Consider the following 26343-nt stretch of genomic DNA (forward strand, 5'->3'; position numbering starts at 1 on the left):
GAAACGAAAAATGAATACTGATTTCAATAACTTATTGAAATGAAATAATTTTCCATATACAAGATAACCATGATAGAAAATTCCGCCACTCTGGATGCCATCGACCTGCAGCTGCTGCGCGAACTGCAGGGGGATGCAGGCCGCAGCAACCTGGAGCTGGCGCGGCTGCTGCATCTTTCGCCTCCCACCTGCCTGCGCCGCATCAAGCGCCTGCAGGCCCAGGGCTTCATCGAGCGGCAGGTGGCCATATTGAGCCCCGCACGCCTGGCCGAATCGCAGGGCCACGGTCTGCAGGCCATCGTGGAGGTCTCGCTGGACAGGCAGGACAGCACCTCGCTGATGCTGTTCGAGAAAAAGGCGGTGGCCGAGCCGCTGGTGCAGCAATGCTGGCGCGTCTCCCCGGGGCCGGATTTCATCCTCGTCATGGCGGCGGCCGACATGCCCGGCTATCTGGAGCTGAGCCAGCGCCTGTTCACCCAGGATATGAACGTGCGAAACGTCAAAAGCTTTTTCAGCATCAAGCGCGCCAAATTCGGCACCGAGATCCCCATTCATCAGCCGGACAGATAACGCCGGCCATGGGGTGCCGGTATTGCACGCAAACCGGGCCTGTGCATGCGCTTGTCAATATGGGCGGAGAAACATCGTTGTGCTTGCACATCGATTTTGGATACAAATTGAAGCATTTCAATTATCCTCAGCTCCTTTCGACATCCGCCCGTCCTACCGATGCCCATGCGCAAGCGCATACACCGCCGGATTTATCCCTTGCGGGCCTCCAATATGGCCGCGGGAGGCTTGGTGGTCACCGCCAGCCTGGCGGAGCAGGTGCCGGATATGGCGCTCTGGGCATTTGCCTTGATCAGCGCGCTGGCCTGGCCGCACATTGCCTATCTGCATGCCAGCAGGAAAAAGGACTCCTATCGCGCGGAGCAGGCCAATGGCCTGATGGACGGGTTCATCGTGGGCTGCTGGATTCCGCTGATGCAGTTCAGCCTGCTGCCCAGCATCTGCGTCGTGGCCATCAGCGTGGCCGACCGCTTCTACACGGGCCTGCGCAAGCGCTGGATCAAGACCGGCTGCATGACGCTCATGGGCATTGCCTTCATGTCGGTCTATTCATCGGTCCAGCCGCAATGGAATGCCAGCCTGCTGGTGCAGTTCAGCCTGCTGCCGATGATTCTGGTCCACAGCGTTTTTGCGGCCTGGTCGTCGCGGCGCATGGTGCGGGCCCTGGCCAAACAGAATGTGCAATTGCAGGTATTGGGCCGCATCGATCCCCTGACCACGGTATACAGCCGTGAATATTGGTGGCAAAAGGCCCGCACGGCCCTGCGCCAGCACCACAGCGGCGCGGAAATCAACAGCCTGCTGATTATCGATATCGACCATTTCAAACAGGTCAACGATACCTACGGCCATACCGTCGGCGACGAAGTGCTGCAATCGATCGGCCTGACCATACGCCATTGCCTGCGCAGCAACGATATTGCGGGCCGTTATGGCGGCGACGAGTTTGCCGTGCTGTGCCGCAATACCCGCACGGACGATGCCTGCGCCGTGGCCCTGAGGGTGCGCGACCAGCTGGCCATGATCCGCGTCAGGGAGCATCCGCAGCTGCGCATCAGCGCAAGCATCGGCGTGGCCGAGGCCAGCACCGAATTCACTTCGGTCAAGCAGTGGATAGAGGCGGCCGACAGTGCGCTGTACGACGCCAAGGCCGCCGGGCGCGACCGCATCCATACCGAGCCGGCCCGGCGCAATAGCCCGGCCACGATTCCCATGCCGGCCGAAAGCACGGCCCTGCCGCCATCCCACGCCACGCCCCATGCCCCACGGGAGCCTGCCGGCGACGATCAGCGGACCCTGCGGCCGACGCATGTCGCCGACTGAGAGCGCCTAGCGCCTGTCCCAGCCGCCCGGCCAATGCAGGGTCACGCTGCAGCCCTGCCCCGGCGCCGCCGCGATGGAGGCATCGCCGCCCATGCGCCGGCAGGCGGTGCGCGCCAGGGCCAGGCCGATGCCCACGCCCTCGTATTCGGTCTCGCGGTGCATGCGCTGGAAGATGCCGAAGAGCGCGGCCGCGCGCGCGGCATCGAAGCCCACGCCGTTGTCGCGGACCGTCAGCGTGATGCCGCCCCCTTCGGCATGCCGCTCCGCCGTGACCTCAATCCGCGGCTGGGCCACGGCGCGCGTGAACTTGAGGGCATTGGCCAGCACGGCCTGCAGCGCCTGCCGCAGCAACGGTATATCGGCCCGCACGGCCGGATACTGCGGCGGCAGCTGCCATTGCACACGGTCCGTGTCCGGTTGCTGCAGCTGCGCAATCTGCTCCTGCAGCAGCCCGCCCAGATCCACCGGCTGCCATTGCAGCGGCTGGCGGGCCGCGCGCGAGAGCAGCAGCAGGCCATCGAACATGGCGGCCATGCGGCGGGCCGAGCGGTCCATGGTCTGCAGAAAGCTGCGCGCCTCCTGCACATCTTCCGCCGCGGGCCGCTCGGCCTGCAGCAGCTCCGTCACCAGCGGACCGAACGACAGCACATGGCGCAGCGGCGCACGCAGGTCATGCGAGACCGCGTGCACCCATTCCTGCTGCACCGCGCGCAGCGCCGCCAGCTCCTGCTCTCGCTGCGCCAGCAGCTGCAGTGCCTGCTCCAGCGTCTGCGGCACGCTGGGTGTCAGTGCCGCCTCGTCACGCGAAGGGGTTTCGGGATGCGGTGGTTCCTTGTGCATGGCGCCAGAAGCTATGCCTTGGGCTGCTTGAGGGGACGTTTCCAGGAAGTGATGCTGACCTGCTTGCCGCGTCCCACGGTCAGCACGCCGGGCTCGGTGTTCTTGGTGATGGTCGAGCCGCCGCCCACCGTGCCGCCCGCGCCAATGGTCACGGGCGCCACCAGCACGCAGTTGCTGCCGATGTGCGCGTCGGCCTCGATCACCGTGCGGTGCTTGTTCACGCCGTCGTAGTTGGCCGTGATGCTGCCCGCGCCGTAGTTGACGCGCTCGCCCACCGTGGCGTCGCCCAGGTAGGCCAGATGGTTGGCCTTGGCGCCGTCGGCCAGCTGGGAATTCTTCACTTCCACGAAGTTGCCGATATGCACTTGCCTGCCCAGCCGGGCGCCGGGGCGCAGGCGGGCGAACGGGCCGATCAGGGCCCCGGCGCCCACGTCCACCCCGGCCTTCTCGCCGTCGATATGGGTGAACGGGTGGATCACCGCGTCCTCGGCGATCACGGCATTGCTGATATGGCAGTTGGCGCCGATCCGGGCACCTGCCCCGATGCGGACCTGGCCGGTGAAGATGCAGTTGGCGTCGATGTCCACATCCTGGCCGCACTCCAGGCTGGCCTTGGTGCCGCGCGCATCGTCGCGCAGGTCGAAGCGGGCGGGGTCGGCCAGCCGCACGCCCTGCTCCATCAGCCGGCGCGCCTGGCGCAGCTGGTGCGCGCGCTCCAGTTCGGCCAGCTGCAGCGGGCTGTTCACGCCGGCCACCTGCAACGCATCGGCAATGCGGTGGCCCACCACGGGCACGCCGTCGGCCACGGCCATGGCGACGATGTCGGTCAGGTAGTACTCGCCCTGGGCGTTGTTGTTGTCCAGCTTGCCCAGCCACCGCGTCAGGTGGCGCGCGGGCACGGCCATGATGCCGCTGTAGATCTCGGTGATGGCGCGCTCGGCCTCGCTGGCGTCCTTTTGCTCCACGATGCGCTGCACGGTGCCGGACTCGTTGCGCACGATGCGGCCATAGCCCGTGGGATCGGGCATGGTCACCGTCAGCAGGGCCAGCCTGTCGCTGCCCGCGGCATCCACCAGCGCCCGCAGGGTGTCGGCCTGCGTGAGCGGCACGTCGCCGGAGAGCACCACGACCATGCCGTCGTCCCGCAGCGCCGGCACGGCCTGCTGCACCGCATGGCCCGTGCCCAGCTGCGGCTCCTGGCGCACGAACCGGAGGTCGTAGCCGGCCTCCCCCCCCTGGGCACCGGCGATGGCGGCTTCCACCTGCTCTGCACCGTGGCCCGTCACCACCACGGCGGATCGCGCCTTGAGCTGCGCGGCCGTATCCAGCACATGCTGCAGCAGCGCCCGGCCGGCGAGCTTCTGCAGGACCTTGGGGTGGCGGCTTTTCATGCGGGTGCCTTTGCCGGCAGCCATGATGACGATATCCAGAGGTGCAGTCATAGTTGTTCGCAAGATCAGAAACCGGCCCATTATCGGCCCAGACCCATGCAACCAACTGCAAGCAAGGGCGAGCGGCTGTTCCGCTCCGTAAACCCCGTATGCTTGCCACCGCCATGCCACATGCCACGACCCATCCCACGCCGCTGCTGCGCACCCGGCCCATAGGAGCCGGCCACCTGCGCGCCTTCATCGCGGTGGCCAAGCACCTGAATTTCCGCGCCGCCGCCGACGAGATGGCGCTGACCCAATCGGCCGTCAGCCGCCAGATCCAGTCGCTCGAGGACGAGGTGGGCGTGCCGCTGTTCCTGCGCCACTCGCGCGCCGTGGAGCTGACGGGTGCCGGCGCCCAGCTGCTGCACAGCGTGCTGCCCGCGCTGGAAGCGGTGGATGCCACGGTGCGCCAGATCCGCCAGACCGTGGGGCGCAAAAGCGTGGCCATCACCACCTGGGCCAGCTTTGCGGCCATGTGGCTGATTCCGCGGCTGCAGGATTTCCAGCAGGCCTGGCCCGACATCGACATCCGCATCGACACGGGCGACGCCGTGGTCGACCTCGAGACCACCGATGTGGACCTGGCCATACGCTACAGCCGCGCCCAGGAAACCGGCTCCGGCAGCGCCCGGCGGCTGTTCGGCGAGGAGCTGGCCGTGGTCGCCAGCCCGGCGCTGCTGCAAGACGGCCCGCCGCTGCGCGAGCCCGCCGATGCCGCGCGCTACACGCTGATCGAAACCGGCGACGTGCACCGCATGCCCCAGCTCGAATGGCTGAGCTGGCAGCGCTGGTTTGCCGCCCACGGCTGCGACCAGCTGCAGCCGCCGCGCTGGCTGTACTTCAACTACGCCCACCAGATCGTGCAGGCCGCGCTGGCCGGGCAAGGCCTGGCCATCGCGCGTCTGCCGCTGGTGGCCGATGCGCTGGCGGCCGGGCAGCTGGTCGAAGTCCTGCCCCGGCACCGGCTGGCCTCGCCGCTGGCCTACTGGCTGCTGCCGGGCCCGCGCAGCGGCCAACGGCCCGAGGTGCAGGCCTTTTGCCGCTGGCTGGTGGAGCAGGCAGCGCTGACGCGCGCTGCAATAGAAGGAGCTTGCAGCGCCTGATCTGCAATGTTTTCAGATGTAAAAGTATCTGAAAACCTTGTCAGGCGGGCGCTACCAGCTCCTGTTTCAGGACAGCGTGACGCGCGCGAACTTGCGCTTGCCCACCTGCAGCACGAAAGTGCCGGCATCCAGCTTGAGGCCCCGGTCGCTGATTACCGTGCCGTCGATGCGCACCCCGCCGCCGTCGATCAGGCGGTTGGCCTCGCTGGTCGAGGGCGCGAGATTGGCCTGCTTGAGCAGCGCACCGATGCCCAGGGGCGCGCCCGGCAGGCTCACTTCGGGAATGTCGTCGGGAATGCCGCCCTTGCTGCGGTTGATGAAATCCTGCTCGGCCGCATCGGCCAGCGCCGCGCTGTGGAAGCGCGCCGTGATTTCCTTGGCCAGCGCCACCTTGGCATGCTTGGGGTTGCCGCCGGCGGCGATCTCGGCCTTGAGCACGGCGATGTCGGCCAGGCTCTTGAAGGACAGCAGCGTGTACCAGTCCCACATCAGCTCGTCGGAGATCGACAGCACCTTGGCGAACATGGTGTTGGCGTCCTCGGTGATGCCGATGTAGTTGTTCTTGGACTTGGACATCTTGTTCACGCCGTCCAGGCCCACCAGCAGCGGCATGGTGAGCACACACTGCGGCTCCTGACCCCATTCCTGCTGCAGATGGCGACCCATCATCAGGTTGAACTTCTGGTCCGTGCCGCCCAGCTCCAGGTCGGCCTTGAGCGCCACCGAGTCATAGCCCTGCAGCAGCGGGTAGAGGAATTCGTGCAGGCTGATGGAGCTGCCTTCGGTGAAGCGGGTGTGGAAATCGTTGCGCTCCATCATGCGCGCCACCGTGTACTTGGCCGACAGCTCGATCATGCCGCGCGCGCCCAGCTGGTCGCACCACTCGCTGTTGTAGCGCAGCTCGGTCTTGGCCGGATCGAGGATCTTGTAGGCCTGGTCGCGGTAGGTCTCGGCGTTGACCTTGATCTGTTCGGCCGTCAGCGGCGGACGCGTGCTGTTGCGGCCCGAGGGGTCGCCGATCAGCGTGGTGAAGTCGCCGATCAGGAAGATCACCTGGTGGCCCAGGTCCTGCAGCTGGCGCATCTTGTTGAGCACCACGGTGTGGCCCACGTGGATGTCGGGCGCCGTCGGATCCAGTCCCAGCTTGATGCGCAGCGGCACGCCCGTGGCTTCGGACCTGGCCAGCTTCTGCACCCATTCGTCCTTGGGCAGCAGTTCATCGACACCGCGTAGAGTGACTTCCAGCGCTTGGTTCACTCTGTCGGTCACGGGAAAGGTTGTAACAGCAGATTGATTCATAAGGGTTTTTCGGCAGGCGCGGTAGGACGCGGTCGATATACTTCAGGGTTTGTCGCTGCGGCGAATTCTAGACTGCTCCCTTATATAGACCTCTTTGGGCGGACATCTCGGCAGAGCTCTGGCAGGTTTCGAGCGGACTGAACGCGTGCCACACCGCAACGTGACGCAGCGTGAATGGGCATTTCCCCTGGACACGCCACCCCCAAGGATCTGATGTTTTGATGAATGGCTTGAAGAATGCCGGCGGCGCTTTGGTAGCCCGGCTAGCCCTGTTTGGCGAGCGCCTGCAAACGCAGCTGCATGCCCATCCCAGGCGCATCGCGGCCGCCGTGGCCGCGGTCCTGATGACCGGCGGCAGCGCCGCCTTTGCCGTGGCCAGCCTGGGCCCGGACCCGGCCGACCTGCCGGTGCGCACCCTGACCGAATCCGTGGCCTCGCTGGCCGACGGCCATGAGCTGTCCGAGCTGACGGACCTGCAATCGTTCTCGCTGTACCGCTCCGAAACCACGCGCCCCAGCGACACGGCCGAAACCCTGCTGCAGCGCCTGGGCATCGCCGACCCCCAGGCCGCCGCCTATCTGCGCGCCGACGACCAGGTGCGCCAGAACGTGCTCGGCCGCGCGGGCCGCCTGGTGTCCGCCGAGACCACGCCCGACCAGCAGTTGCTGAAGCTGACCGTGCGCTGGGCGCCCGATGAGGACGGCACATTCCGCCGCCTGGTCGTGGAACGCAAGGACGGCCGGCTCGCCACGCGCATCGAGACCGGCAAGCTCACGGCCAGCCCGCGCCTGGCCGGCGGCGTGATCCGCTCCACCTTCTTCGCCGCCACCGATGCGGCCGACATCCCCGACAGCGTGGCCATGCAGATGGCCGACATCTTCCAGGGCGAAGTGGACTTCCGCCGCAGCCTGCGCAAGGGCGACCGCTTCGCCGTGGTCTACGAATCGCTGGAAGCCGACGGCGAGCCGCTGCGCGCCGGCCGCGTGCTCAGCGCCGAATTCCACAACGACGGCAAGACCAGCCAGGCCCTGTGGTTCCAGGAAAACGGCCAGAAGGGCGCCTACTACACGCTGGACGGCAAGAGCAAGCGCCAGGCCTACCTGAACTTCCCCGTGGAGTTCTCGCGCATCAGCAGCGGCTTTGCCATGCGCCTGCACCCCATCCAGAAGACCTGGCGCGCCCACCTGGGCACCGACTTCGCGGCCCCCACGGGCACCAAGGTGCGCACCGTGGGCGACGGCGTGGTCTCGTTCGCCGGCGTGCAGAACGGCTACGGCAACGTGATCTTCGTCGACCATGCGAACAACCACACCACGGTGTACGCCCACCTGAGCCGCATCGACGTGCGCAAGGGCCAGCATGTGGACCAGGGCGACACCATCGGCGCCGTGGGCCAGACCGGATGGGCCACGGGACCGCACCTGCACTTCGAGTTCCGCGTCAACGGCCAGCAGCAGGACCCGCTGACCATTGCCCAGGCCACCGATGCCGCCCGCCCCATCTCCAAGGCCGCCCGTCCGGCCTTCGACAAGCTGGCTGCGCAGATGCGCGTGGAGCTCAACGCGGGCGAACAGCTCTTCACCACGGCCAGCGCACGCTGACCGGCTCCGCGCCTCTCCCCAAGGGCTGCTGCATGCAGCCCTTTTTCTTTGCATCAAATACCTCCGACACGCCCATCTGGCAAGCGCTGCCCGCTACAGCTAAGATAGTAGCCAGCCCCACTATCCTCGCCACTGCCATGCCTTCAGCCGCTGCTGCCCCGTCCTCTCTGTATATCGGCCTGATGTCGGGCACCTCGCTCGACGGCGTCGATGGCGTGCTGGTGGACTTCGCGCACGGAACCCGGGTGCTGCAGCATGCGAGCTGCGGCTTCGATCCGGCCCTGCGCGCCGAGCTGCTGGCCCTGAACTCGCCCGGCGGACAGGACGAGCTGCACCGTGCGGCGCTGGCCGCCAATGCCCTGGCGCGCAGCTATGCCGGCGTGGTTGCCGAGCTGCTGCGGCAAGCCGGCACGCCGGCCGCGCAGGTGGCCGCCATCGGCGCCCACGGCCAGACCGTGCGCCACCGGCCGCAGCTGTTCGACGGCTGCGGCTATACGCTGCAGCTCAACAGCCCGGCATTGCTCGCGGAATGGACAGGCATCGCCGTGGTGGCCGACCTGCGCAGCCGCGACGTGGCGGCCGGGGGCCAGGGCGCGCCCCTGGTGCCGGCCTTCCACCAGGGACTGTTCGGCCGGCCCGGCGAAACCACGCTGGTGCTCAACATCGGCGGCATCGCCAACCTGAGCGTGCTGGCCGATGACGGGGTGCTCGGCTTCGACTGCGGCCCCGGCAATGCGCTGATGGACGGCTGGTGCCTGCAGCACACCGGCCAGGCTTTCGACAACGGCGGTCAATGGGCTGCCTCGGGCCGGGTGCTGCCAGAGCTGCTCGCGCAATTGATGGGCGAGCCCTTCCTGGCCCAGCAGCCGCCCAAGAGCACGGGCCGCGACCTGTTCCATGCGCACTGGCTGCAGCAGCATCTGGCGCGCTGCCCGGCGGCCGGGCGCGCGCCAGCGGCCGACATCCAGGCCACGCTGACCGAATTCACCGCCGCCAGCTGTGCCGATGCCGTACGGCGCTTCGGCCGGGGCGGCGTCGAGCTGCTGGTCTGCGGCGGCGGCGCGCTCAACACCCATCTGATGCACCGGCTGGCGGCGCTGCTGCCTGGCGTGCAGGTCGCGACGACGGCGGCGCGCGGGCTGCCGCCGCTGCAGGTGGAGGCCGCGGCCTTTGCCTGGCTCGCGCGCCAGGCACTGCTGGGCCTGCCCGGCAACCTGCCCAGCGTGACCGGTGCGCGCGGCCCGCGCATTCTCGGCGCCATCTACCCGGCCTGAGAGCGGACCCGCCGGCCGCCAACATGCTGTTGCAGAGGGCGCCATGCCCGTATGACAGAATGCCGTAACAACTCGCAACGCTCACGAGGCCCGACCACTCTTCCATGCCCCGCACCTTCGTCCATCTGCATGCCTGGCGGCTTCGTGGCCTGATCCGCACCACGGCCTGTGCCGCGGCCTGCATGCTGATCGCCGCCGCGCCTGCCAGCCAGGCGGGACCGGGCGCACAGGCTGCACGCCCCCAGGTGCTGGTGCTGATGTCCTACCATCCGGGGCACAGCTGGGAAGACCGCATCCTGGCCGGCCTCAACGAATGGGGCGGCAATGGGCCAGCCAAGCCGGTGTTTCATACCGAGTGGATGGACACCAAGCGCTACCCGGGCATGGAGCAGCGCCAGCGCCTGGCCCGCTATCTGAGGGACAAATACGCGCACCAGCGCTTCGACCTGATCGCCACGGTCGACGACAACGCCCTCGAATTCGTGGCCCGTCAGGATGCGCTCTTCGGCGGCACGCCCGTGGTGTTCAGCGGCATCAACGGCGATCCGGCCCAGATCGTCGGCGACCGGCCCAAGGTCACGGGCATCCTGGAACGCTTCGACCTGACGCGCACGCTGCGCACTGCCCTGTCCCTGCATCCGGGGACACGGCACCTGGTGTTCATCACGCCGCAGGACGAGACCGGCGCCGAACTGCGCAACGGTGTCGACACCGCCCTGGCGCTGCTGCCGCCCGGCCCGCAGGTGGAGCACTGGATAGCGCCCGATCTGTCGCGCATCGGCGAGCGCCTGCAGCAGCAGCCGCGGGACACGCTGGTCTTCGTGCTCGGCTCCATCCCCGCGCAGGCGGACCAGCCGCCGCTGGAGCCCGAGGAGGTGACGGCCTTTGTGCACGAGCGCACCGCGCTGCCCGTGTATTCCGACCTGGACACCTCGGTCGGCCGCGGCGCCGTGGGCGGCTACCTGAACAGCGGACTGGAAACCGGCCGGCTGCAGGCCGCCATGGCTCGGCGGATACTGGAGGGCCAGGCACCCTCGCAGATCCCCTATGTGCGCGAGACGCCGCTGGCCCTGCTGTTCGACTACCAGCAGTTGCACCGGCTGGGCGTGAACACCCGCCACCTGCCCGAAGGCAGCACGCTGCTCAACGAGCCCGCGTCGATCTTCGATTCCGAATACCGCCAGCCGCTGATCGGCTTTTCGCTGGTGGTGCTCCTGCTGCTGGCCAGCGTGGCCATCCTGGTCATCCGCAGCCGCGTGCTGGCCGAGCGCCAGCAGGCCCTGCACTACCAGGCCACGCATGACGACCTCACGGGCCTGCCCAACCGCCAGGGCCTGCCCGAGCTGCTGCAGCAGGCCGCCCGCAATGCGGCCGGCGAACAGGAGCATGTGGCGCTGGTGATGCTGGGCCTGAACCGCTTCAAGCTCATCAACGACACCTACGGCCATGCGTTCGGCGATGCCATCGTCGCCGCCATGGCCGAGCGGCTGCGGCGCTGGCGCGCGCAGCGCGAGGCGCTGGTGCGCTTCGGCGGCGACTCCTTCGTCATCGTTTCGCCCTTCCGCGGCGAGCAGGCGCTGGAGCACCTGCGCGCGCGCTGCGAAGCCCTGTTCAGCACGCCCTTCGTCATCAACGGCCAGCGCATTCCCGTCACCGCGGCCTTCGGCATGAGCTCGGCACCGCCGAACGCCCTGGACCCCGAACGCCTGCTGCGCGAGGCCGACACGGCCATGTACGAAGCCAAGCGCAACCGCCGCACGCAGGTCGTGACCTTCGACCGCCGCATCCATGTGCGCACCACGCGCCAGTTCCAGATCGAGGCCAGCCTGCCCGATGCCATCGCCCGCGGCGAGATCGAGGTGTATTTCCAGCCCATTCTCGACACCACGCGCGGCTGCATCGCGGGCTTCGAGGCGCTGGCGCGCTGGCAGCATCCCGAGCTTGGCGCCATACCGCCGCCCGAATTCATCCGCGCCGCCACCGAGTCGGGTCACATCGGCGCGCTCACGCAATGCGTGCTGCGCAAGGCCTGCCTCGATTTCCTGCCGCACCTGGCCAGCCCCGCCCAGCCATACCTGGCCGTGAACGTGTCGGTCAGCGACATCTACGGCGGCGAATTTCCCGCACAGCTGGCCAAGACCCTGGCCAGCCTGGGCATGCCGGCGAACCGCCTGGTGCTCGAGGTGACCGAGGACATGCTGCTGGGCGACGAACAGCTGGCGGCCGAGACACTGGCGCAGCTGCGCGCCCAGGGCGTGCGCATCGCGATCGACGACTTCGGCACCGGTTATTCGTCCATGGGCTATCTGTCGCACTACCAGGTCCACATCATCAAGATCGACCGCAGCTTCGTGCGCAACATCGCTACCAGCCCCCAGGACCAGAAGATCGTGCGCGCCATCATCTCCATGGCCGCCGACCTGGACCTCAGCGTGATCACCGAAGGCGTGGAAACCCAGGAGCAGTCGGCGCTGCTGCGCTCCATGGGCTGCGTGCTGCAGCAGGGCTATGTGTTCAGCCGCCCGCAGCCGGCCGCGCAGTGGGCCGGCATGACCCGGCTGCCGGCCGCCGCCGGATAGGCCGCCGCGGCAGCCCGGGCACAAGGAAAAAAGAAAAGGGAACGTGGCGACACGTTCCCTTTTGCGCTTTTTCGCGCTTCTCCTCCTCCCGGGTGACCGCCCGGGAGTCCCTGTATTTTTATGCGGGCGTCAATGTCCGCCGAGGTAAATGAACTTGAACAGGAAAACGGCGGCGATCAGCCACACGATCCAGTGCACCTCGCGGGCCTTGCCGGTGAACAGCTTGAGCACGGCATAGGTGATGAAGCCGAAGGCCAGGCCGTTGGCGATGGAGTAGGTGAACGGCATCATCAGGGCCGTGACCACGGCGGGCACGGCTTCCGTGGTTTCGTCCCACTGCACTTCGGTCAGGTCCTTGAGCATCAGGCAGGCCACGAACAGCAGCGCCGGCGCCGTGGCATAGCCGGGCACCACGCCGGCCAGCGGCGCGATGAACAGGCAGGCCAGGAACAGCACGGCCACGGTGAGGGCCGTCAGGCCGGTGCGCCCGCCGGCCTGCACGCCGGCAGCGCTTTCCACATAGGCCGTGGTGCTGGAAGTGCCCAGCATGGAGCCCACGAAGATGGCGCCGGAGTCGGCCAGCAGCGAACGGTTGAAGCGGCCCATGCGCTCGGGCACCAGCAGGCCCGCGCGGCGCGCCACGCCCATCAGCGTGCCCGTGGCGTCGAACAGCTCCACCAGGAAGAACACCAGCACCACGTTGAGGATGCCGCCCGTCAGCGCGGCCTTGATGTCCAGCTTGAACAGCGTGGGCTCGATGGAAGGCGGCATGGAGAACACGCCCTTGAACTCGTTGCCGCCGAAGAAGAACGAAGCCACCGTGACGGCCAGGATGCCGATCAGCAGCGCGCCCGGCACCTTCAGACGGTCCAGCACCACGATCAGCAGAAAGCCCAGCGAAGCCATGATGACCTCGGGCTTGTGCAGATCGCCCAGCGTCACATAGGTGGCGCCGTCGGCCGCCACCACGCCGGCCGTCTTGAGCGCGATCAGCGCCAGGAACAGGCCGATGCCCACGGTGATGGCCACGCGTATCGAGTGCGGAATGCCCTTGATGATGAGCTCGCGCAGGCCGAACACCGTGGCAAGCAGGAACAGGCAGCCCGAGACGAAGACCGCGCCCAGCGCCGCCTCCCAGGTGAAGCCCATCTTGAGCACCACCACATAGGCGAAGTAGGCGTTGAGCCCCATGCCCGGCGCCAGCGCGATCGGGTAGTTGGCATACAGCGCCATGATGGTGGTGCCCAGCGCCGCGATCAGGCAGGTGGCCACAAAGACCGAGCCCTTGGGCATGCCCGCATCCCCGAGGATCGAGGGATTGACGAACATGATGTAGGCCATGGTGAGAAACGTGGTCAGGCCCGCGACCAGTTCCGTGCGCACGTTCGTTCCGTGCTCACTGAGTTTGAAAACCCGTTCTGTCAGATTCATCGCATTGTCTCCGTGTTGTTTTCGCGTGCGAGGCGCAACGGTCAGTGAACGCGCCAAGGTCCGGCGCCACGCAAGCCGTGGCGCTAGGAGGACCGCACCGCCAGGAGCGGCGGGCAGCCCGGGACGTCTGCATCCTCCTGCCGCGGGCCAGCGCTGCAGGCGGATGCCAATAGGGTCGGTTTATGCCGCCTGGGCCTGCAGCGCCTGCACGGCGCGCAGGATGGCCTCGGGGGTGGCCGGTGCGCGCAGCGGCGGATTGCTGCACTCGCCGCCCGCAGGCGCCACGGACGCCACCGCATCGCGAATGGCGAAGAATACCGAAAACGGCAGCAGCAGCGGGGGCTCGCCCACCGCCTTGCTGCGGTGGATGGAATCCTCGTGGTTCTGGCCCTCGAACAGGCGCACGTTGAACACGGGCGGGCAATCGTTGGCCGTGGGGATTTTGTAGGTGCTGGGCGCGTGGGTGGTGAGCTTGCCGCTTTGCGGATGCCAGACCAGCTCCTCGGTGGTCAGCCAGCCCATGCCCTGGATGAAGGCACCCTCGACCTGGCCCACGTCCACGGCCGGGTTCAGCGACTTGCCCACGTCGTGCAACACGTCGGCGCGCAGCAGCTTGAATTCACCGGTCAGCGTATCGACCACCACCTCGCTCACGGCCGCGCCATAGGCAAAGTAGAAGAAGGGCCTTCCCTTCATGGTCTTGCCGTCCCAGTGCAGGCCGGGCGTGGCATAGAAGCCGTCCGACCACAGCTGAACGCGGCGCAGATAGGCGTTGCGCACCAGCTCGGGAAAGTCCACGGCCTTGCCGTTCACATGCACCTGGTCGTTGGCAAAGCGCACGTCCCCGGCATCGCCGCCATGCATCTCGGCCGCACAGGCCGCCAGGCGCTCGCGCAGCTGGCGCGCCGCATCCTGGGCCGCCTTGCCGTTGAGGTCGGCGCCCGTGGAGGCCGCCGTGGCCGAGGTGTTGGCCACCTTGGTCGTGTCGGTGGCCGTGACGCGCACGCGCTCGAAGGCCACGCCCAGCTCGTGCGCCACCACCTGGGCCACCTTGGTGTTCAGGCCCTGGCCCATTTCGGTGCCGCCATGGTTCACGAGGATGGAGCCGTCGGTGTAGATGTGCACCAGCGCGCCGGCTTGGTTGAAGTGGGCCACGTTGAAAGAGATGCCGAACTTCAGCGGCGTCAGCGACAGCCCGCGCTTGAGCACCGGGCTTTGCGCATTGAAGGCGTTCACGGCCTCGCGGCGCGCGCGGTAGTCGCTGCTGGCCTCCAGTTCGGCCACGAGATCGTGGATCACGTTGTCCACCACGGTCTGTTCGTAGGGCGTGACGTTGTTGCCGTCCGTGCCGTAGAAGTTCACGCGGCGCACGTCCAGCGCATCGCGGCCCAGGTTGCGCGCAATCGTCTCCATGATGTTCTCGATGGCGATCGCGCCCTGCGGGCCGCCGAAGCCGCGGAAGGCCGTGTTGCTCTGGGTGTTGGTCTTGCCCATGTGGCCGTGCATGGACACGTCGGGCAGCCAGTAGGCATTGTCGAAGTGGCACAGCGCGCGCGTCATCACCGGCGCCGACAGGTCGGCCGAGTGGCCGGCGCGCGAGACCATGGTGATCTCCGCGCCCAGGATTCGGCCTTCGTCGTCGTAGCCCACCTCGTACTCGTACCAGAAGCAGTGGCGGCGGCCGGTGATCATGAAGTCGTCGTCACGGTCCAGGCGCAGCTTCACGGGGCGGCGCAGGCGCGTCGCGGCCACGGCGGCCACGCAGGCGAACAGCGCCGATTGCGACTCCTTGCCGCCGAAGCCGCCGCCCATGCGGCGGCACTCCACATGCACCGCATGCGAGGCCACGCCCAGCGCATGGGCGACCAGGTGCTGCATTTCGCTCGGGTGCTGGGTGGAGCAGTGGATGTGCACCGCGCCGTCTTCCTTGGGTATGGCGTAGCTGATCTGGCCTTCCAGGTAGAACTGCTCCTGGCCGCCCACATCCAGCGTGCTCTTGAGGCGGTGCGGCGCCCTGGCGATCGCGGCGCGCGCGCCGCCTTCGCTGGTGCTGCGCTCCAGGTGCATGGAAGGCATCACGTACTGGCCCAGCGCATGCGCCTGCTGCGGCGTCAGCACGGGCGGCGCCTCGGTGATCGTGGCCACGCTCTTGGCCAGGGCGGCCGCGCGGCGTGCGGCATCGCGGCTTCTGGCGATGACGGCGAACAGGGGCTGGCCCACGTAGCGGATCTCGCCGTCGCAAAGGATGGGGTCGTCGTGGATGATGGAGCCGCAGTCGTTGGCGCCGGGGATGTCGGCCGCCGTGATCACGTCCACCACCTCGGGCATGGCGCGCACGGATTCCAGCGCCAGCGCCGTCAGGCGGCCATTGGCGACCGGCGACAGGCCCAGCGCGCAGTGCAGCGTGCCTTCCAGCTCGGGCAGGTCGTCGATATAGGCGGCCTCGCCGGCCACATGCAGGTGCGCCGACTCATGGGGGCGGCTGATGCCCACGCGGGCGCCGCCCTGCAGCGCATGGGCCTCGGTCTTCACATCGATGCGGGACGCCGTGTTCTTCAGGTAGTGGGCAAAGGCCTCGGCCGAGCCGGCGGCGGGCGTGGCGACCAGGGACGCAATGGGTTCGCGGAGGTTGTTCATTTCAGGCTCCTACAGTCTCAGGCCACGGCATGGGGCATGACGCTCCAGACGCTGGTTCCGGCGCTCGGGACGGGCTGCTGGACACGAGTCTCCAGCCACAGGCGCTGGATCAGGTTCTGCGCCACCTGCAGCCGGTATTCGGCGCTGGCACGCATGTCGGACATGGGCTTGAAATCCTCGGCCAGCGCGGCCTTGGCGGCATTCACGCTGTCCTGGTTCCAGGGCTTGCCGAGCAAGGCGGCCTCGGCCCCCGCGCCGCGCTTGACGGTGGCGGCCATGCCGCCGAAGGCCAGGCGCACGGTCTTGACCATCTCGCCGTCCAGCTCGATCGAGAAGCCCGCGCACAGCGCCGAGATGTCGCAGTCGAAGCGCTTGCTGATCTTGTAGGCACGCACCTGGCGGCTCAGCACATGCAGCGGAATCGCCAGGCCCTGCACGAATTCGCCGGGCTCCAGCTGGTTCTTCATGTAGTCGAGGTAGAACTCGGGCAGCGGCATGCGGCGCACGCGCGCGCCCTTGCGCAGCTCGATCTGCGCATCCAGCGACATCAGCACCGGCGGCGAGTCGCCAATGGGCGAGCCGTTGGCCACGTTGCCGCCCATGGTGCCCGCATGGCGGATGGGCACGGAGGCAAAGCGCAGCCACACGTCGGTCAGGCTGGGAAAGCGCTGCACCAGCGCGCCCCAGGCCGCTTCCAGCGAGGCGCCGGCGCCGATATAGAGCTCGCCGCCTTCGGCATCGGGGCGTTCCTCGATGCGCTTCATCTCGGCCACGTCGCCCACATAGATCATGTCGCCCAGGTCGCGGAACTGCTTGTTGACCCACAGGCCCACGTCGGTGGAGCCGGCGACGATGCGCGCCTTGGGCTTGGCCTCGCAGAGGGCGGCCAGCGCCTCCAGCGTGCGCGGTGCGTGGAAATGGTCGGTGCGCGCGTTCCGGGTCGCGGCGTAGTCGAACGAGGCGGCGCCCTGTTGCTGCTGCAGCCCTTGCAGCGCCGCCACCACGGGCGCGGCGTCCAGGCGCACGGCGGGCAGGTCGAACATGCGCTGGCCGGCGTCCAGGATGGGGCGGTAGCCCGTGCAGCGGCACAGATTGCCCGACAGCTCGTCGGCCAGTTGCTGGCGCGTGGGCACGGTGCCCTGCTGCTGGTGGTGCTCGTAGGCCGACCACAGCGACATCACGAAGCCCGGCGTGCAGAAGCCGCACTGCGAGCCGTGGCACTCCACCAGAGCCTGCTGCACGGGATGCAGTGCATGGCCCTGGACCTGGCCGCTCGCATGGCCGCAGGCACTTTTGCCGGGCTGGCCGGCCTTGCCCGGGCACTGGCCCTTGAGGTCTTCGACGGTGAACAGGGCCTTGCCCTGCAGGCTGGGCAGGAACTGGATGCAGGCGTTGACGGTCTGCAGGCGCAGGCCGTTCACCGCATCCGGCGCGCCGGGTTCGGCCAGTTCGCCGATGACCACGGTGCAGGCGCCGCAGTCGCCTTCGTTGCAGCCTTCCTTGGTGCCGGTGCAATGGGCATCCTCGCGCAGCCACTGCAGCACCGAGCGCGTGGGATGCGGGCCCTGGACTTCGACGATTTCACCGCGGTGGAAAAAGCGTATGGGCTGTGAACTATGGGTTGTGCTCATGATCGTGGGACAGACACGCTGCCGTGGTTGACGAGCCTGCATGCAGACGCCTGCGCAGGCCATGGTGCAAGCCTAAGTCCGAGCGCCTGCTTGCTCATATTGCGCTATCCATATTGCCTATGTGTCACCGCATATATCTGCGCCGAAATCCAAGGGTGAACCCGTAAAAAAAGGCCGCACCTGGTACAAATACCTAGATTGGTGCGACCCTGCCATGGCCCTTGGTGGCTTGGTTTTTTGATAGCTGTCAGCGCTCGCTACATCTCATTTTCACATTCATTTCCATCTGAAGACAAGAAATAACGCGCGCAGGCAGCTATCGCTTTTCATTCATGCATCGCCGCCGTCGGGCGCGGGACGCACGGGCTCGTCCTTTTCGAGCTGGCTGAACACCATGGTCGCGGCCAGCGTCATCAAGGCCACGGTGGCAAAGGTGGCGCGGATGGCGGACATGCGAAAGCCCTCGTGGCTGTGCCACATGTCGGTATAGCCGGTCAGCAGCGCGCCGGCCAGGGCCACGCCCATGCTCATGGCCAGCATCTGCACCATGGACAGCAGGCTGTTGCCGCTGCTGGCGAAGGCGCCCTCGATGTCCTTGAGCGTGACCGAGTTCATGGCCGAGAACTGCATGGAGTTGAAGCCGCCGAAGATGAACAGCTGCAAGAGCAGCAGCCACAGCGGCGTGCCCGCCGAGACCAGGCCGAACGAGCCCAGCATCAGCGCCAGCATCACGGAGTTGACCTGCAGCACGCGCTTGTAGCCGAAACGGTGCACGGTGCGCACCGCGATGCGCTTGACCAGCATGCTGCCCACCACCGTGGCCAGCATCATCAGGCCGGCGTTCATGGGCGACATCTTCAGGCCCACCTGCAGCAGCAGCGGTATCAGGTAGGGCGCGGCGCCGCTGCCGAAGCGCGCGAACAGATTGCCCAGCAGCCCCACGCGCAGCGAGCGTACCTTGAACAGGTCGGGCGCGAACAGCGGCTCGGCCACGCGCAGCGCATGCATCCAGTAGCTGGCCAGGCTGGCCAGGCCGAACACCATGAGAACCACCACCAGCGCCATGCCCAGGCCCATGCCCGAAAGGCCGTCCAGCGCGATCGAGATGCTGACCATGCCAAAGGCCAGCATGGCATAGCCGGCCGTGTCGAACTTGCGCACCGCCACGAGCGCGCCGCGCGGGAACCAGCGCCAGGTGGCCCACAGGCCGATCAGGCCCACGGGCACGTTGATCCAGAAGATCCAGTGCCAGGAGGCGTACTCCACCATCCAGCCGCCCAGCGCGGGGCCGATCAGCGGCCCCACCTGGCCGGGAATCGCGATGAAGCTCATGGCGCGGATGAATTCGTCGCGCGGATAGGTGCGCAGCACGGCCAGCCGCCCCACGGGCAGCATCATGGCGCCGCCCACGCCCTGCACCACGCGCGCCGCCACGAGGAAGCTGAGGTTGGGCGAGAGCGCGCACAGCACCGAGCCCAGCACGAACAGCGCAATGGCCGTGCCGTACACGCGCCGCGTGCCGAAGCGATCGGCCACCCAGCCCGTGGCCGGGATCAGCATGGCGGTCGTCAGCGCATAGGCGACGATGACGGACTGCATCTTCAGCGGGCTCTCGCCCAATGCCTCGGCCATGGACGGCAGGGCCGTGTTCAGAATGGTGGCATCGAGCGACTGCATGAAAAAGCCGATTGCCACCAGCCACAAAAGCCGCTCCTTGCGCTGTGCGGGCGCAGCGGTTGTTGCGGTCAGCTCTGCCATGGACTACATCCTCTCGTGGGCCGGGTCGGAAAAACAAAAAGCCGCTGACGGGCAGCGGCTGGCGGGGAGTGCGGGCACCAGGCGTGGACGACTGGCGCTGCAACAAGCATGGGGTTCGGGGAATTCAGACCGAGAAGCTCGAACCGCAGCCGCAGGTGGTGGTGGCGTTCGGGTTCTTGATCACGAACTGGGCACCCTGCAGGTCTTCCTTGTAGTCGATCTCGGCGCCGACCAGATACTGGTAGCTCATGGCGTCGATCAGCAGGGACACGCCATTCTTGGTCATGGTCGTGTCGTCCTCGTTGGTGATCTCGTCGAAGGTGAAGCCGTACTGGAAGCCCGAGCAGCCGCCGCCCTGCACGAACACGCGCAGCTTCAGATCGGGATTGCCCTCTTCGGCAATCAGATCCGCCACCTTGGCGGCAGCGCTGTCGGTGAAGACGATGGGCGCAGGCATTTCCGTCACGGGGGTTTCTGCAACATCACTCATGGCGATAACTCCGGGGGATAGGTCAAAACTGCCCACATGCTACTGCATGCACCCCAGGCATGCAGCGGCGCGCAGACGAGACGGCGACTGCAGTAAGGGCATTGAACAGCGCTGCCCGGAGGGCCGGCGCCTGTCTCCTGCGGGATAGCCGCCGCAGCCATTGCACCGGCGCCGGCGATAGAGTTTTCCGCTGCGGTTGCGTGTGCGCAGCCGCCTTGCCCCCGATACTGCACAGCCCCCATATCCAGCGAGACCCGCATGGCGCAGACCTTCCACCTTTCCAAGACATTGCTGTCCCTGCCGCTGGCCGGCGCCTGCCTGCTTGCGCATGCCGCCTGGCCGGAACGGCCCGTCACTATGGTGGTCGGCTTCACCGCAGGCGGATCGGCCGACATCCTGGCGCGCACGATCGCCGATCCGCTGGCGCGGCGCCTGGGCGTGCCGGTGATCGTGGACAACGTGGCCGGCGCCGGCGGCAGCATCGCCGCGCAGAAGGTGGTGCGCGCACGCCCCGACGGCTACACCATCTTCCTGGGCTCCAGCAGCGAGGTCATCCTGTCGCGCCATTTCAACAATGCCATTGCCTACGACGGCGCCAGGGATCTGCGCGCCGTGACGCTGGTCGGCGTCATGCCCATGGTGCTGGTGGCCGGCCCCCGGACTCCTGCCACCACGGTGGACGCCATGCTCGCGCGCGCCAGGTCCCACCCGGGGCAGGAGAACTACGCCTCCTCGGGCACCGGCACCGCCTTGCACATTGCCGGCGCGCTGATCAACCAGCAGGCCCATGTCTCGCTGCAGCACGTGCCGTACAAGGGCGCCGTGCCCATGCTCACGGACATCGTCGGCGGCAATGTGGACTACGGCTTTTTCATGGTGCCATCCATACTCGGCTATCTGAAGGAAGGCAAGGTCAAGCCCATAGGCACCACGTCCAGGACCTCGTGCGCCGTGCTGGCCGGCGTGCCGGCCTTGTCCTCCGCCAAGGCCCTGGCCGGCTACGACTTCGGCATCTGGACCGGAATCTTCACGCCGAAAGCCGTGCCCGATGCCGTGGTCGCCCGCCTCAACCAGGAGATCAATGCCGTGCTGCATGAGCCTCCGGTGGCCGACAAGCTCGACCAGGCCTGCATCGAACATGCGGGCGGCACGCCGGCCGAATTCGAGCGCCTGATCCAGGCCGACGTGCAGAAGGTGCGACAGGTCGCCAGGCCCGAAATCGGCGCGGTGCGGTGAACAGTGGGGCCGGCCCCGGTACGGCCATTACAGGAAATGCAAATGAACACTCCCGACCTGCTGCTGCAGAACGTCCGCCCCATGGGCGAAGCAATCTGCGATGTACTGATTGAACAAGGCCGCATCACCCGCATCGGGCGGGCACTGGCGGCCCCGCCAGGCGTGCAGCCCATCGACGGCCAGGACCAGCTGCTGCTGCCCGGCCTGGTCGAGTCCCATACCCATCTGGACAAGACGCTGTGGAACCTGGACTGGTACCGCAACGAGGTCGGCAACCAGCTCATCGACCGCATCGAGAACGAGCGCGCCTACCGGGCGCAGACCGGGCACGACAGCGCCGCGCAGTCGCTGGCCCTGGCCCGCGAGTTCCTGGCCCAGGGCACCACGCGCATCCGCAGCCATGCCGACGTCGATACCGAGATCGGCCTGAGGCATGTGGAAGGCGTGCTGCAGACCCGCGAGGCCATGGCGCCCTGGCAGGAGATCCAGATCGTGGCCTTCCCGCAATCGGGCCTGCTGCAGCGCCCGGGCACCGCACAGCTGCTGGACGAGGCACTGGCGCTGGGCGCCGACGTGCTGGGCGGGCTGGACCCCTGCGCCATCGACGAAGACCCGGTGCGCTCGCTCGACGTGCTGTTCGAGATTGCCGAGCGCCATGACAAGCCGCTCGACATCCATTTGCACGAAGCCGGCGACATGGGCGCGTTCTCGCTGAAGCTGATCCTGGACCGCACCGAGGCCCACGGCCTGCAGGGCCGCGTGGCCATCAGCCACGGCTTCTGCCTGGGCGATCTGGCGCCACCGGCGCGCGACGCCCTGCTGGCGCGCATGGCCCGGCTGGGCGTCACGCTCATCACCAGCGCCTCGCCGTCCCGCTCGGTGCCGCCGCTGCTGACCTGCGTTGCGGCCGGCGTGCGCGTGGCCGGTGGCAACGACGGCATACGCGACACCTGGTCGCCCTATGGGCGGCCCGATATGCTGGAACGCGCCATGTTCATCGGCATGCGCTACAACCTGCGCCGCGACGACGAGATCGCGCAGGCCCTGCACTGCGTGACCCGGGCCGGGGCCGAGGTCTGCGGCTTTGCCGGCTACGGCCTCGCACCCGGCTGCCGCGCCGACCTGGTGCTGGTGCCCGCGCAAGGCATTGCCCACGCCGTCTGCGCCAGGCCGCCCCGCTCGTTGGTCATTGCCAACGGCCACGTCGCAGCCCGCGACGGACAGTGGATGCTCTGAAACAGAAAAGCCGCCGGAACTTGCGTTCCAGGCGGCTTTTGGGGAAAGGCCCCGAAGGGCCTTTCTCGCAGGGCAAGCGATTAACGCTTGGAGAACTGCTTGGCGCGGCGTGCGGAGTGCAGACCGACCTTCTTACGCTCGACTTCGCGGGCGTCGCGGGTCACGAAGCCGGCTTGGCTCAGGACGGGCTTGAGCGCTGCGTCGTAGTCGATCAGGGCGCGGGTGATGCCGTGGCGGGCAGCGCCAGCCTGGCCGGATTCACCACCACCGTGGACGTTGATCTGGATGTCGAAGGTCTCGACGTTGCCAGTCAGCACCAGGGGCTGCTTCGCGATCATGATGGAGGTTTCGCGGCCGAAGTACTGCTGAATGTCCTTGCCATTCACAGTGATCTTGCCGGAGCCCTTCTTCAGAAACACGCGGGCGACGCTGGACTTGCGACGGCCGGTGCCATTGTTCCAATCACCAATCATCTAGCTCTCCTTAGATTTCCAGAGCCTTGGGCTGCTGTGCGGTATGGGGGTGCTCGGCACCGCCGTACACCTTCAGCTTCTTGATCATGGCGTAGCCCAGGGGACCCTTGGGCAGCATGCCCTTGACGGCCTTTTCCAGAGCGCGGCCAGGGAACTTAGCCTGCAGGTCGCGGAAGTTGGTGGCAGTGATGCCGCCGGGGAAACCGGAGTGACGGTAGTACACCTTGTCCAGGTTCTTGGTGCCGGTGACCTTGAGCTTGGAGGCGTTGATGATGACGATGTAGTCGCCGGTGTCAACGTGAGGTGTGTAAATGGCCTTGTGCTTGCCGCGCAGACGGAGTGCCACTTCGCTGGCGACACGTCCGAGCACCTTGTCGGTGGCGTCAATCACAAACCACTCGTGTTGCACCTCAGCGGGCTTTGCGCTGAATGTAGACATGAGTTTTCTCTTTCAGAGGGTTTGGTGGATCCTTTTCCGCGGTCGGTGCTTCTTCTTGAAAAAGACGGATCTTTTAAAGGAAGCCTCTTAGGCGGGGTTTCCCGGACCGGCTTACACTCGGCCCAAGACTTCGCCGCGGGACCCATAAAATCGCTGCGAAGCCCGCCATTATACAAAAGCAGCCGTTTTCTGGCTTTTTTCTTGCACCCCTTGTTGCAAACAGGGGTTTAGCGGCCTCTCGCCACCGGGCGAGCGGGCCGGACAACCTTTCAGCCGCCAAGGGCATCGAGGCCTTTATGCGCCCTGCCCGGCTGGTTACCATCCCGCTTGTATGTTCAGCTACCGCCACGCCTTCCATGCCGGCAACCATGCCGATGTGCTCAAACACACCGTGCTGATTGCCACCGTGCAATACCTCACGCAGAAGGAGGCCGCCCTCATGGTGCTGGACACCCATGGCGGTGCCGGCCTGTACCGCCTGGACGGCGACTACGCGAGCAAGAGCGGCGAAGCCAGCGAAGGCGTGCTGCGCCTGGCCGAGGCCTCCCCGGCCGAACTGGCGCCGGTGCTGCAGGCCTATATGGAAAAGGTGCGCTCCTTCAACCAGGGCAGCAGCGTGCGCAACTATCCGGGCTCGCCCTTCATCACCCAGTCGCTGCTGCGCGGCCACGACCGGCTCAAGGCCTTCGAGCTGCACCCCACCGACATGCGCTCGCTGACCGGCAACCTGGCGCAGCTGGAAGTGGGCCGGCAGGTCGCTGTGCTGCACGAGGACGGCTTCGAGGGCGTGAAGAAGTTCCTGCCCCCGCCGTCGCGCCGCGCGCTGCTGCTGTGCGATCCCAGCTATGAACTCAAGAGCGACTACGGCCGCGTGCTGGACATGGTGACGGACAGCCTCAAGCGCTTTCCCACCGGCACCTATGCCATCTGGTATCCCATCATTCCGCGCCCCGAGGCCCACGACCTGCCCAAGCGCCTCAAGACCATGGCCACCAAGGCCGGCAAGAGCTGGCTGCATGCGACCTTGACGGTCAAGAGCAACAAGACCTCCGAGCGCGGCGGCCTGCCCGCCAGCGGCATGTTCCTGATCAACCCGCCGTACAACCTCAAGGACCAGCTCAAGCCGGCCATGCCCCAGCTCGTCAAGCTGCTGGGCCAGGACAGCAATGCGGCCTATACGCTGGAGTCTGGCGGGTAGACATTCTTGCCCTTGGGGTGCTTCGCACCCTCGCGCAAAGGGACAACGGCCTTGGCTGGAGCCGCCCTGCTGCGGCGCAGTGCGGCCGCCTGGGGCTCTTGCCGGCCGTCTCCGGGAGAAGCTCAGTGACCGCGCCTGGCGGTCTGCGAGACCTTGCGCGCCGGCTTGGAAGCCGATGCCGAGCGCACCTTGGCGGCCGCAGCGCCGGCCACCGCGCTGGGATGGCGCTTCTTGCCCGAGGCCGTGAGCCGGGTCGGGCATTCGTCCTCGTCCTCGTCGAGCTGCCACAGCTCCACGGGCTTGATGCCCAGGCCCAGCATGCCCAGCTCCTGAGCGGCGGCCTTGCTCAGGTCGATGACCCGGCCGGGCGCGAAGGGGCCGCGGTCGTTGATGCGCACGATCACGCTCTTGCCGGTGACCGAGCTGCGCACGCAGACACGGCTGCCGAACGGCAGGCTGCGATGGGCGGCGGTGAAATCCGAGCTGTCGAAGCGTTCGCCGCTGGCGGTCTTGCGGCCATGGAACTGCTCGCCATACCAGGAGGCCAAGCCCTGCTGGTCGCTCTCGCGCGGCGGGTTGAGATCGTATTTGTTGGCGTCCTCGGGGGTGTCGCTGTCATCCGAGGGAGCGGGCTTGTTGGCGCGGATGCCCAGGCCTTTTTCGCGGTAGTTGCTGCGCGCATAGGCGTCGGGCCGTGCGGTCCTGGACAACGTGGTCGAGGACTTGAGCTCGGCCGAGTTGCTCACCAGGGCCGGGCCCTCGCCATCGGCCGCTTCCGGGGTGGGTGCGCAGCCGACCAGCACGACCGACATGCACGCCAGGAACAGCCATTGGCAACAGCGCCGATGCGGGGGTTGCGAATGCATGGGCGGGATCTCCTTGATAGCTCAAGTGAGTGCCGCCCAAGACTGCCCCGAGGGCCTGCGCAAGAATGCTTACAGGCCCAGACGGTCGCAGATCTCCAGAGTGGCGACGCTCTGGTTCATCGTATAGAAGTGCAGCCCGGGAGCGCCCTGGCTGCGCAACTGCTCGCATAGATGGGTCACCACATCCAGGCCGAACGCACGAATGGATGCCGTGTCATCTCCGAACGCCTGCAGACGCAGGCGAATCCAGCGCGGGATCTCGGCGCCGCAGGCGTCCGAGAAGCGCATCAGCTGTGTAGAGCTGGTGATGGGCATGATTCCCGGCACGACGGGAACCTCAAGGCCCAGGCCCTGCACATCTTCCACAAAGCGGTAATACGCGTCGGCATTGTAGAAGTATTGGGTAATGGCGGAATCAGCGCCAGCGCGTACTTTAGCAACAAATGCCTCCAGATCGGCGCGTGGGGATTTGGCCTGGGGGTGGCTTTCGGGATAGGCGGCCACTTCGATGTGGAACCAGTCGCCGAATTCCCGGCGCACAAAGGCGACCAGATCGCTGGCGTACTGGAACTCGCCGCCCAGGCCGTAGCCGCTGGGCAGGTCGCCGCGCAGGGCCACGATGCGCTTGACGCCCATGGCCTTGAGCTGCGTCAGTTCCTCGCGCACCTTGTCGTGCGTGGCGCCGATGCAGGAAAAGTGCGAGGCCGCGCTCACGCCTTCGTTCTGGATGTCGCGCACCATGGTGAAGGTGCCGGCCTGGGTGGAGCCGCCGGCGCCATAGGTGACCGAGCAGAACTCGGGCTTGCGCGCATACAGCTGCTGGCGCACGTTCACATGCTTGGCCGCGCCTTCGGGCGTCTTGGTCGGGAAAAACTCGAAGCTGATCGGGAAGCTCATGGCGGATTGGTCTCTGGATCGGGTACGGG

General features: G+C 67.1%; 21 protein-coding genes. 9 read left to right on the forward strand and 12 right to left on the reverse strand.

Features of this window, described 5'->3' with window-relative positions:
• Positions 1-69: 69 nt before the first annotated feature.
• A complete protein-coding gene (locus Cte04_RS14800) occupies positions 70-570 on the forward strand; it encodes an Lrp/AsnC family transcriptional regulator (protein ID WP_066479530.1) in 501 nt (166 codons plus the stop codon).
• Between the two features lie 198 nt (positions 571-768).
• Entirely contained in the window at positions 769-1893 is a 1125-nt protein-coding gene (locus Cte04_RS14805) for a diguanylate cyclase (RefSeq protein WP_245633394.1), read from the forward strand.
• Between the two features lie 6 nt (positions 1894-1899).
• Here Cte04_RS14805 and Cte04_RS14810 read toward each other — a convergent pair whose 3' ends face one another.
• On the reverse strand, positions 1900-2733 hold the full coding sequence (locus tag Cte04_RS14810; RefSeq protein WP_083526685.1) for a sensor histidine kinase: 834 nt from the start codon (positions 2731-2733) through the stop codon (positions 1900-1902).
• 11 nt (positions 2734-2744) lie between these two features.
• A complete protein-coding gene (glmU, locus tag Cte04_RS14815; protein ID WP_066479534.1) occupies positions 2745-4175 on the reverse strand; it encodes a bifunctional UDP-N-acetylglucosamine diphosphorylase/glucosamine-1-phosphate N-acetyltransferase GlmU in 1431 nt (476 codons plus the stop codon).
• 113 nt (positions 4176-4288) lie between these two features.
• Between glmU and Cte04_RS14820 the strand changes: the two genes are divergently transcribed.
• A complete protein-coding gene (locus Cte04_RS14820; protein WP_066479883.1) occupies positions 4289-5269 on the forward strand; it encodes a LysR substrate-binding domain-containing protein in 981 nt (326 codons plus the stop codon).
• Positions 5270-5335: 66 nt separating this feature from the next.
• Here the strand turns inward: Cte04_RS14820 and tyrS are convergent, their stop codons facing one another.
• Positions 5336-6568, reverse strand: coding sequence for a tyrosine--tRNA ligase (gene tyrS / locus Cte04_RS14825; protein ID WP_066479538.1), 1233 nt, complete (start codon positions 6566-6568; stop codon positions 5336-5338).
• A gap of 221 nt (positions 6569-6789) precedes the next feature.
• Here tyrS and Cte04_RS14830 point away from each other — a divergent pair, with 221 nt between their 5' ends.
• The 3 genes from Cte04_RS14830 to Cte04_RS14840 all read left to right on the forward strand — a co-directional run bounded on the left by Cte04_RS14830 (position 6790) and on the right by Cte04_RS14840 (position 12022).
• Positions 6790-8169: a M23 family metallopeptidase gene (locus tag Cte04_RS14830; RefSeq protein WP_066479891.1), complete on the forward strand. Its 1380-nt coding sequence runs from the start codon at positions 6790-6792 to the stop codon at positions 8167-8169.
• A 137-nt stretch (positions 8170-8306) separates the two neighbouring features.
• Entirely contained in the window at positions 8307-9443 is a 1137-nt protein-coding gene (locus Cte04_RS14835; RefSeq protein ID WP_066479549.1) for an anhydro-N-acetylmuramic acid kinase, read from the forward strand.
• Positions 9444-9547: 104 nt separating this feature from the next.
• Entirely contained in the window at positions 9548-12022 is a 2475-nt protein-coding gene (locus tag Cte04_RS14840; protein WP_066479554.1) for a putative bifunctional diguanylate cyclase/phosphodiesterase, read from the forward strand.
• Positions 12023-12151: 129 nt separating this feature from the next.
• Here Cte04_RS14840 and Cte04_RS14845 read toward each other — a convergent pair whose 3' ends face one another.
• From Cte04_RS14845 to erpA, 5 genes are all read right to left on the reverse strand, one after another.
• Positions 12152-13453, reverse strand: a complete 1302-nt coding sequence (locus tag Cte04_RS14845) for an NCS2 family permease (protein ID WP_066479559.1) — start codon at positions 13451-13453, stop codon at positions 12152-12154.
• Positions 13454-13633: 180 nt separating this feature from the next.
• On the reverse strand, positions 13634-16090 hold the full coding sequence (xdhB, locus tag Cte04_RS14850) for a xanthine dehydrogenase molybdopterin binding subunit (protein WP_066479567.1): 2457 nt from the start codon (positions 16088-16090) through the stop codon (positions 13634-13636).
• Between the two features lie 17 nt (positions 16091-16107).
• Positions 16108-17721, reverse strand: a complete 1614-nt coding sequence (gene xdhA / locus Cte04_RS14855) for a xanthine dehydrogenase small subunit (RefSeq protein ID WP_066479570.1) — start codon at positions 17719-17721, stop codon at positions 16108-16110.
• A gap of 330 nt (positions 17722-18051) precedes the next feature.
• Positions 18052-19479 carry a multidrug transporter subunit MdtD gene (gene mdtD / locus Cte04_RS14860; RefSeq protein WP_066479573.1) on the reverse strand — a complete coding sequence of 476 codons (1428 nt, stop codon included), beginning with the start codon at positions 19477-19479 and terminating at the stop codon, positions 18052-18054.
• 124 nt (positions 19480-19603) lie between these two features.
• Positions 19604-19969 (reverse strand): iron-sulfur cluster insertion protein ErpA, encoded by a 366-nt coding sequence (gene erpA / locus Cte04_RS14865; RefSeq protein ID WP_066479575.1) that lies wholly within the window; start codon positions 19967-19969, stop codon positions 19604-19606.
• A 258-nt stretch (positions 19970-20227) separates the two neighbouring features.
• Between erpA and Cte04_RS14870 the strand changes: the two genes are divergently transcribed.
• Positions 20228-21205, forward strand: coding sequence for a Bug family tripartite tricarboxylate transporter substrate binding protein (locus Cte04_RS14870; protein ID WP_066479577.1), 978 nt, complete (start codon positions 20228-20230; stop codon positions 21203-21205).
• Positions 21206-21247: 42 nt separating this feature from the next.
• Positions 21248-22441: an amidohydrolase family protein gene (locus Cte04_RS14875; RefSeq protein ID WP_083526686.1), complete on the forward strand. Its 1194-nt coding sequence runs from the start codon at positions 21248-21250 to the stop codon at positions 22439-22441.
• Between the two features lie 80 nt (positions 22442-22521).
• Here Cte04_RS14875 and rpsI read toward each other — a convergent pair whose 3' ends face one another.
• Both rpsI and rplM read right to left on the reverse strand, forming a co-directional pair.
• Entirely contained in the window at positions 22522-22914 is a 393-nt protein-coding gene (gene rpsI, locus Cte04_RS14880) for a 30S ribosomal protein S9 (protein ID WP_066479580.1), read from the reverse strand.
• A 10-nt stretch (positions 22915-22924) separates the two neighbouring features.
• Complete coding sequence (rplM, locus tag Cte04_RS14885; RefSeq protein ID WP_003059004.1) at positions 22925-23353, reverse strand: 50S ribosomal protein L13; 429 nt, start codon at positions 23351-23353, stop codon at positions 22925-22927.
• 331 nt (positions 23354-23684) lie between these two features.
• Here rplM and Cte04_RS14890 point away from each other — a divergent pair, with 331 nt between their 5' ends.
• Positions 23685-24551, forward strand: coding sequence for a 23S rRNA (adenine(2030)-N(6))-methyltransferase RlmJ (locus tag Cte04_RS14890; protein WP_066479583.1), 867 nt, complete (start codon positions 23685-23687; stop codon positions 24549-24551).
• 122 nt (positions 24552-24673) lie between these two features.
• On the opposite strand, the gene Cte04_RS14895 is transcribed toward Cte04_RS14890, so the two are convergent.
• Both Cte04_RS14895 and metF read right to left on the reverse strand, forming a co-directional pair.
• A complete protein-coding gene (locus Cte04_RS14895) occupies positions 24674-25417 on the reverse strand; it encodes a septal ring lytic transglycosylase RlpA family protein (protein WP_245633395.1) in 744 nt (247 codons plus the stop codon).
• A gap of 69 nt (positions 25418-25486) precedes the next feature.
• Positions 25487-26314, reverse strand: a complete 828-nt coding sequence (gene metF, locus Cte04_RS14900; RefSeq protein ID WP_066479589.1) for a methylenetetrahydrofolate reductase [NAD(P)H] — start codon at positions 26312-26314, stop codon at positions 25487-25489.
• Positions 26315-26343: the final 29 nt, after the last annotated feature.

The organism is Comamonas terrae (genome assembly GCF_001544075.1).
Classification (GTDB): Bacteria; Pseudomonadota; Gammaproteobacteria; order Burkholderiales; family Burkholderiaceae_C; genus Comamonas; species Comamonas terrae.

Coding starts and splice junctions, on each gene's coding strand:
- Cte04_RS14800 (WP_066479530.1), top strand. CDS start 70: ATGATAGAAAATTCCGCCACTCTGGATGCCATCGACCTGCAGCTGCTG.
- Cte04_RS14810 (WP_083526685.1), bottom strand. CDS start 2,733: ATGCACAAGGAACCACCGCATCCCGAAACCCCTTCGCGTGACGAGGCG.
- glmU (WP_066479534.1), bottom strand. CDS start 4,175: ATGACTGCACCTCTGGATATCGTCATCATGGCTGCCGGCAAAGGCACC.
- Cte04_RS14820 (WP_066479883.1), top strand. CDS start 4,289: ATGCCACATGCCACGACCCATCCCACGCCGCTGCTGCGCACCCGGCCC.
- tyrS (WP_066479538.1), bottom strand. CDS start 6,568: ATGAATCAATCTGCTGTTACAACCTTTCCCGTGACCGACAGAGTGAAC.
- Cte04_RS14830 (WP_066479891.1), top strand. CDS start 6,790: ATGAATGGCTTGAAGAATGCCGGCGGCGCTTTGGTAGCCCGGCTAGCC.
- Cte04_RS14835 (WP_066479549.1), top strand. CDS start 8,307: ATGCCTTCAGCCGCTGCTGCCCCGTCCTCTCTGTATATCGGCCTGATG.
- Cte04_RS14840 (WP_066479554.1), top strand. CDS start 9,548: ATGCCCCGCACCTTCGTCCATCTGCATGCCTGGCGGCTTCGTGGCCTG.
- Cte04_RS14845 (WP_066479559.1), bottom strand. CDS start 13,453: ATGAATCTGACAGAACGGGTTTTCAAACTCAGTGAGCACGGAACGAAC.
- xdhB (WP_066479567.1), bottom strand. CDS start 16,090: ATGAACAACCTCCGCGAACCCATTGCGTCCCTGGTCGCCACGCCCGCC.
- xdhA (WP_066479570.1), bottom strand. CDS start 17,721: ATGAGCACAACCCATAGTTCACAGCCCATACGCTTTTTCCACCGCGGT.
- mdtD (WP_066479573.1), bottom strand. CDS start 19,479: ATGGCAGAGCTGACCGCAACAACCGCTGCGCCCGCACAGCGCAAGGAG.
- erpA (WP_066479575.1), bottom strand. CDS start 19,969: ATGAGTGATGTTGCAGAAACCCCCGTGACGGAAATGCCTGCGCCCATC.
- Cte04_RS14870 (WP_066479577.1), top strand. CDS start 20,228: ATGGCGCAGACCTTCCACCTTTCCAAGACATTGCTGTCCCTGCCGCTG.
- Cte04_RS14875 (WP_083526686.1), top strand. CDS start 21,248: ATGAACACTCCCGACCTGCTGCTGCAGAACGTCCGCCCCATGGGCGAA.
- rpsI (WP_066479580.1), bottom strand. CDS start 22,914: ATGATTGGTGATTGGAACAATGGCACCGGCCGTCGCAAGTCCAGCGTC.
- rplM (WP_003059004.1), bottom strand. CDS start 23,353: ATGTCTACATTCAGCGCAAAGCCCGCTGAGGTGCAACACGAGTGGTTT.
- Cte04_RS14890 (WP_066479583.1), top strand. CDS start 23,685: ATGTTCAGCTACCGCCACGCCTTCCATGCCGGCAACCATGCCGATGTG.
- Cte04_RS14895 (WP_245633395.1), bottom strand. CDS start 25,417: ATGCATTCGCAACCCCCGCATCGGCGCTGTTGCCAATGGCTGTTCCTG.
- metF (WP_066479589.1), bottom strand. CDS start 26,314: ATGAGCTTCCCGATCAGCTTCGAGTTTTTCCCGACCAAGACGCCCGAA.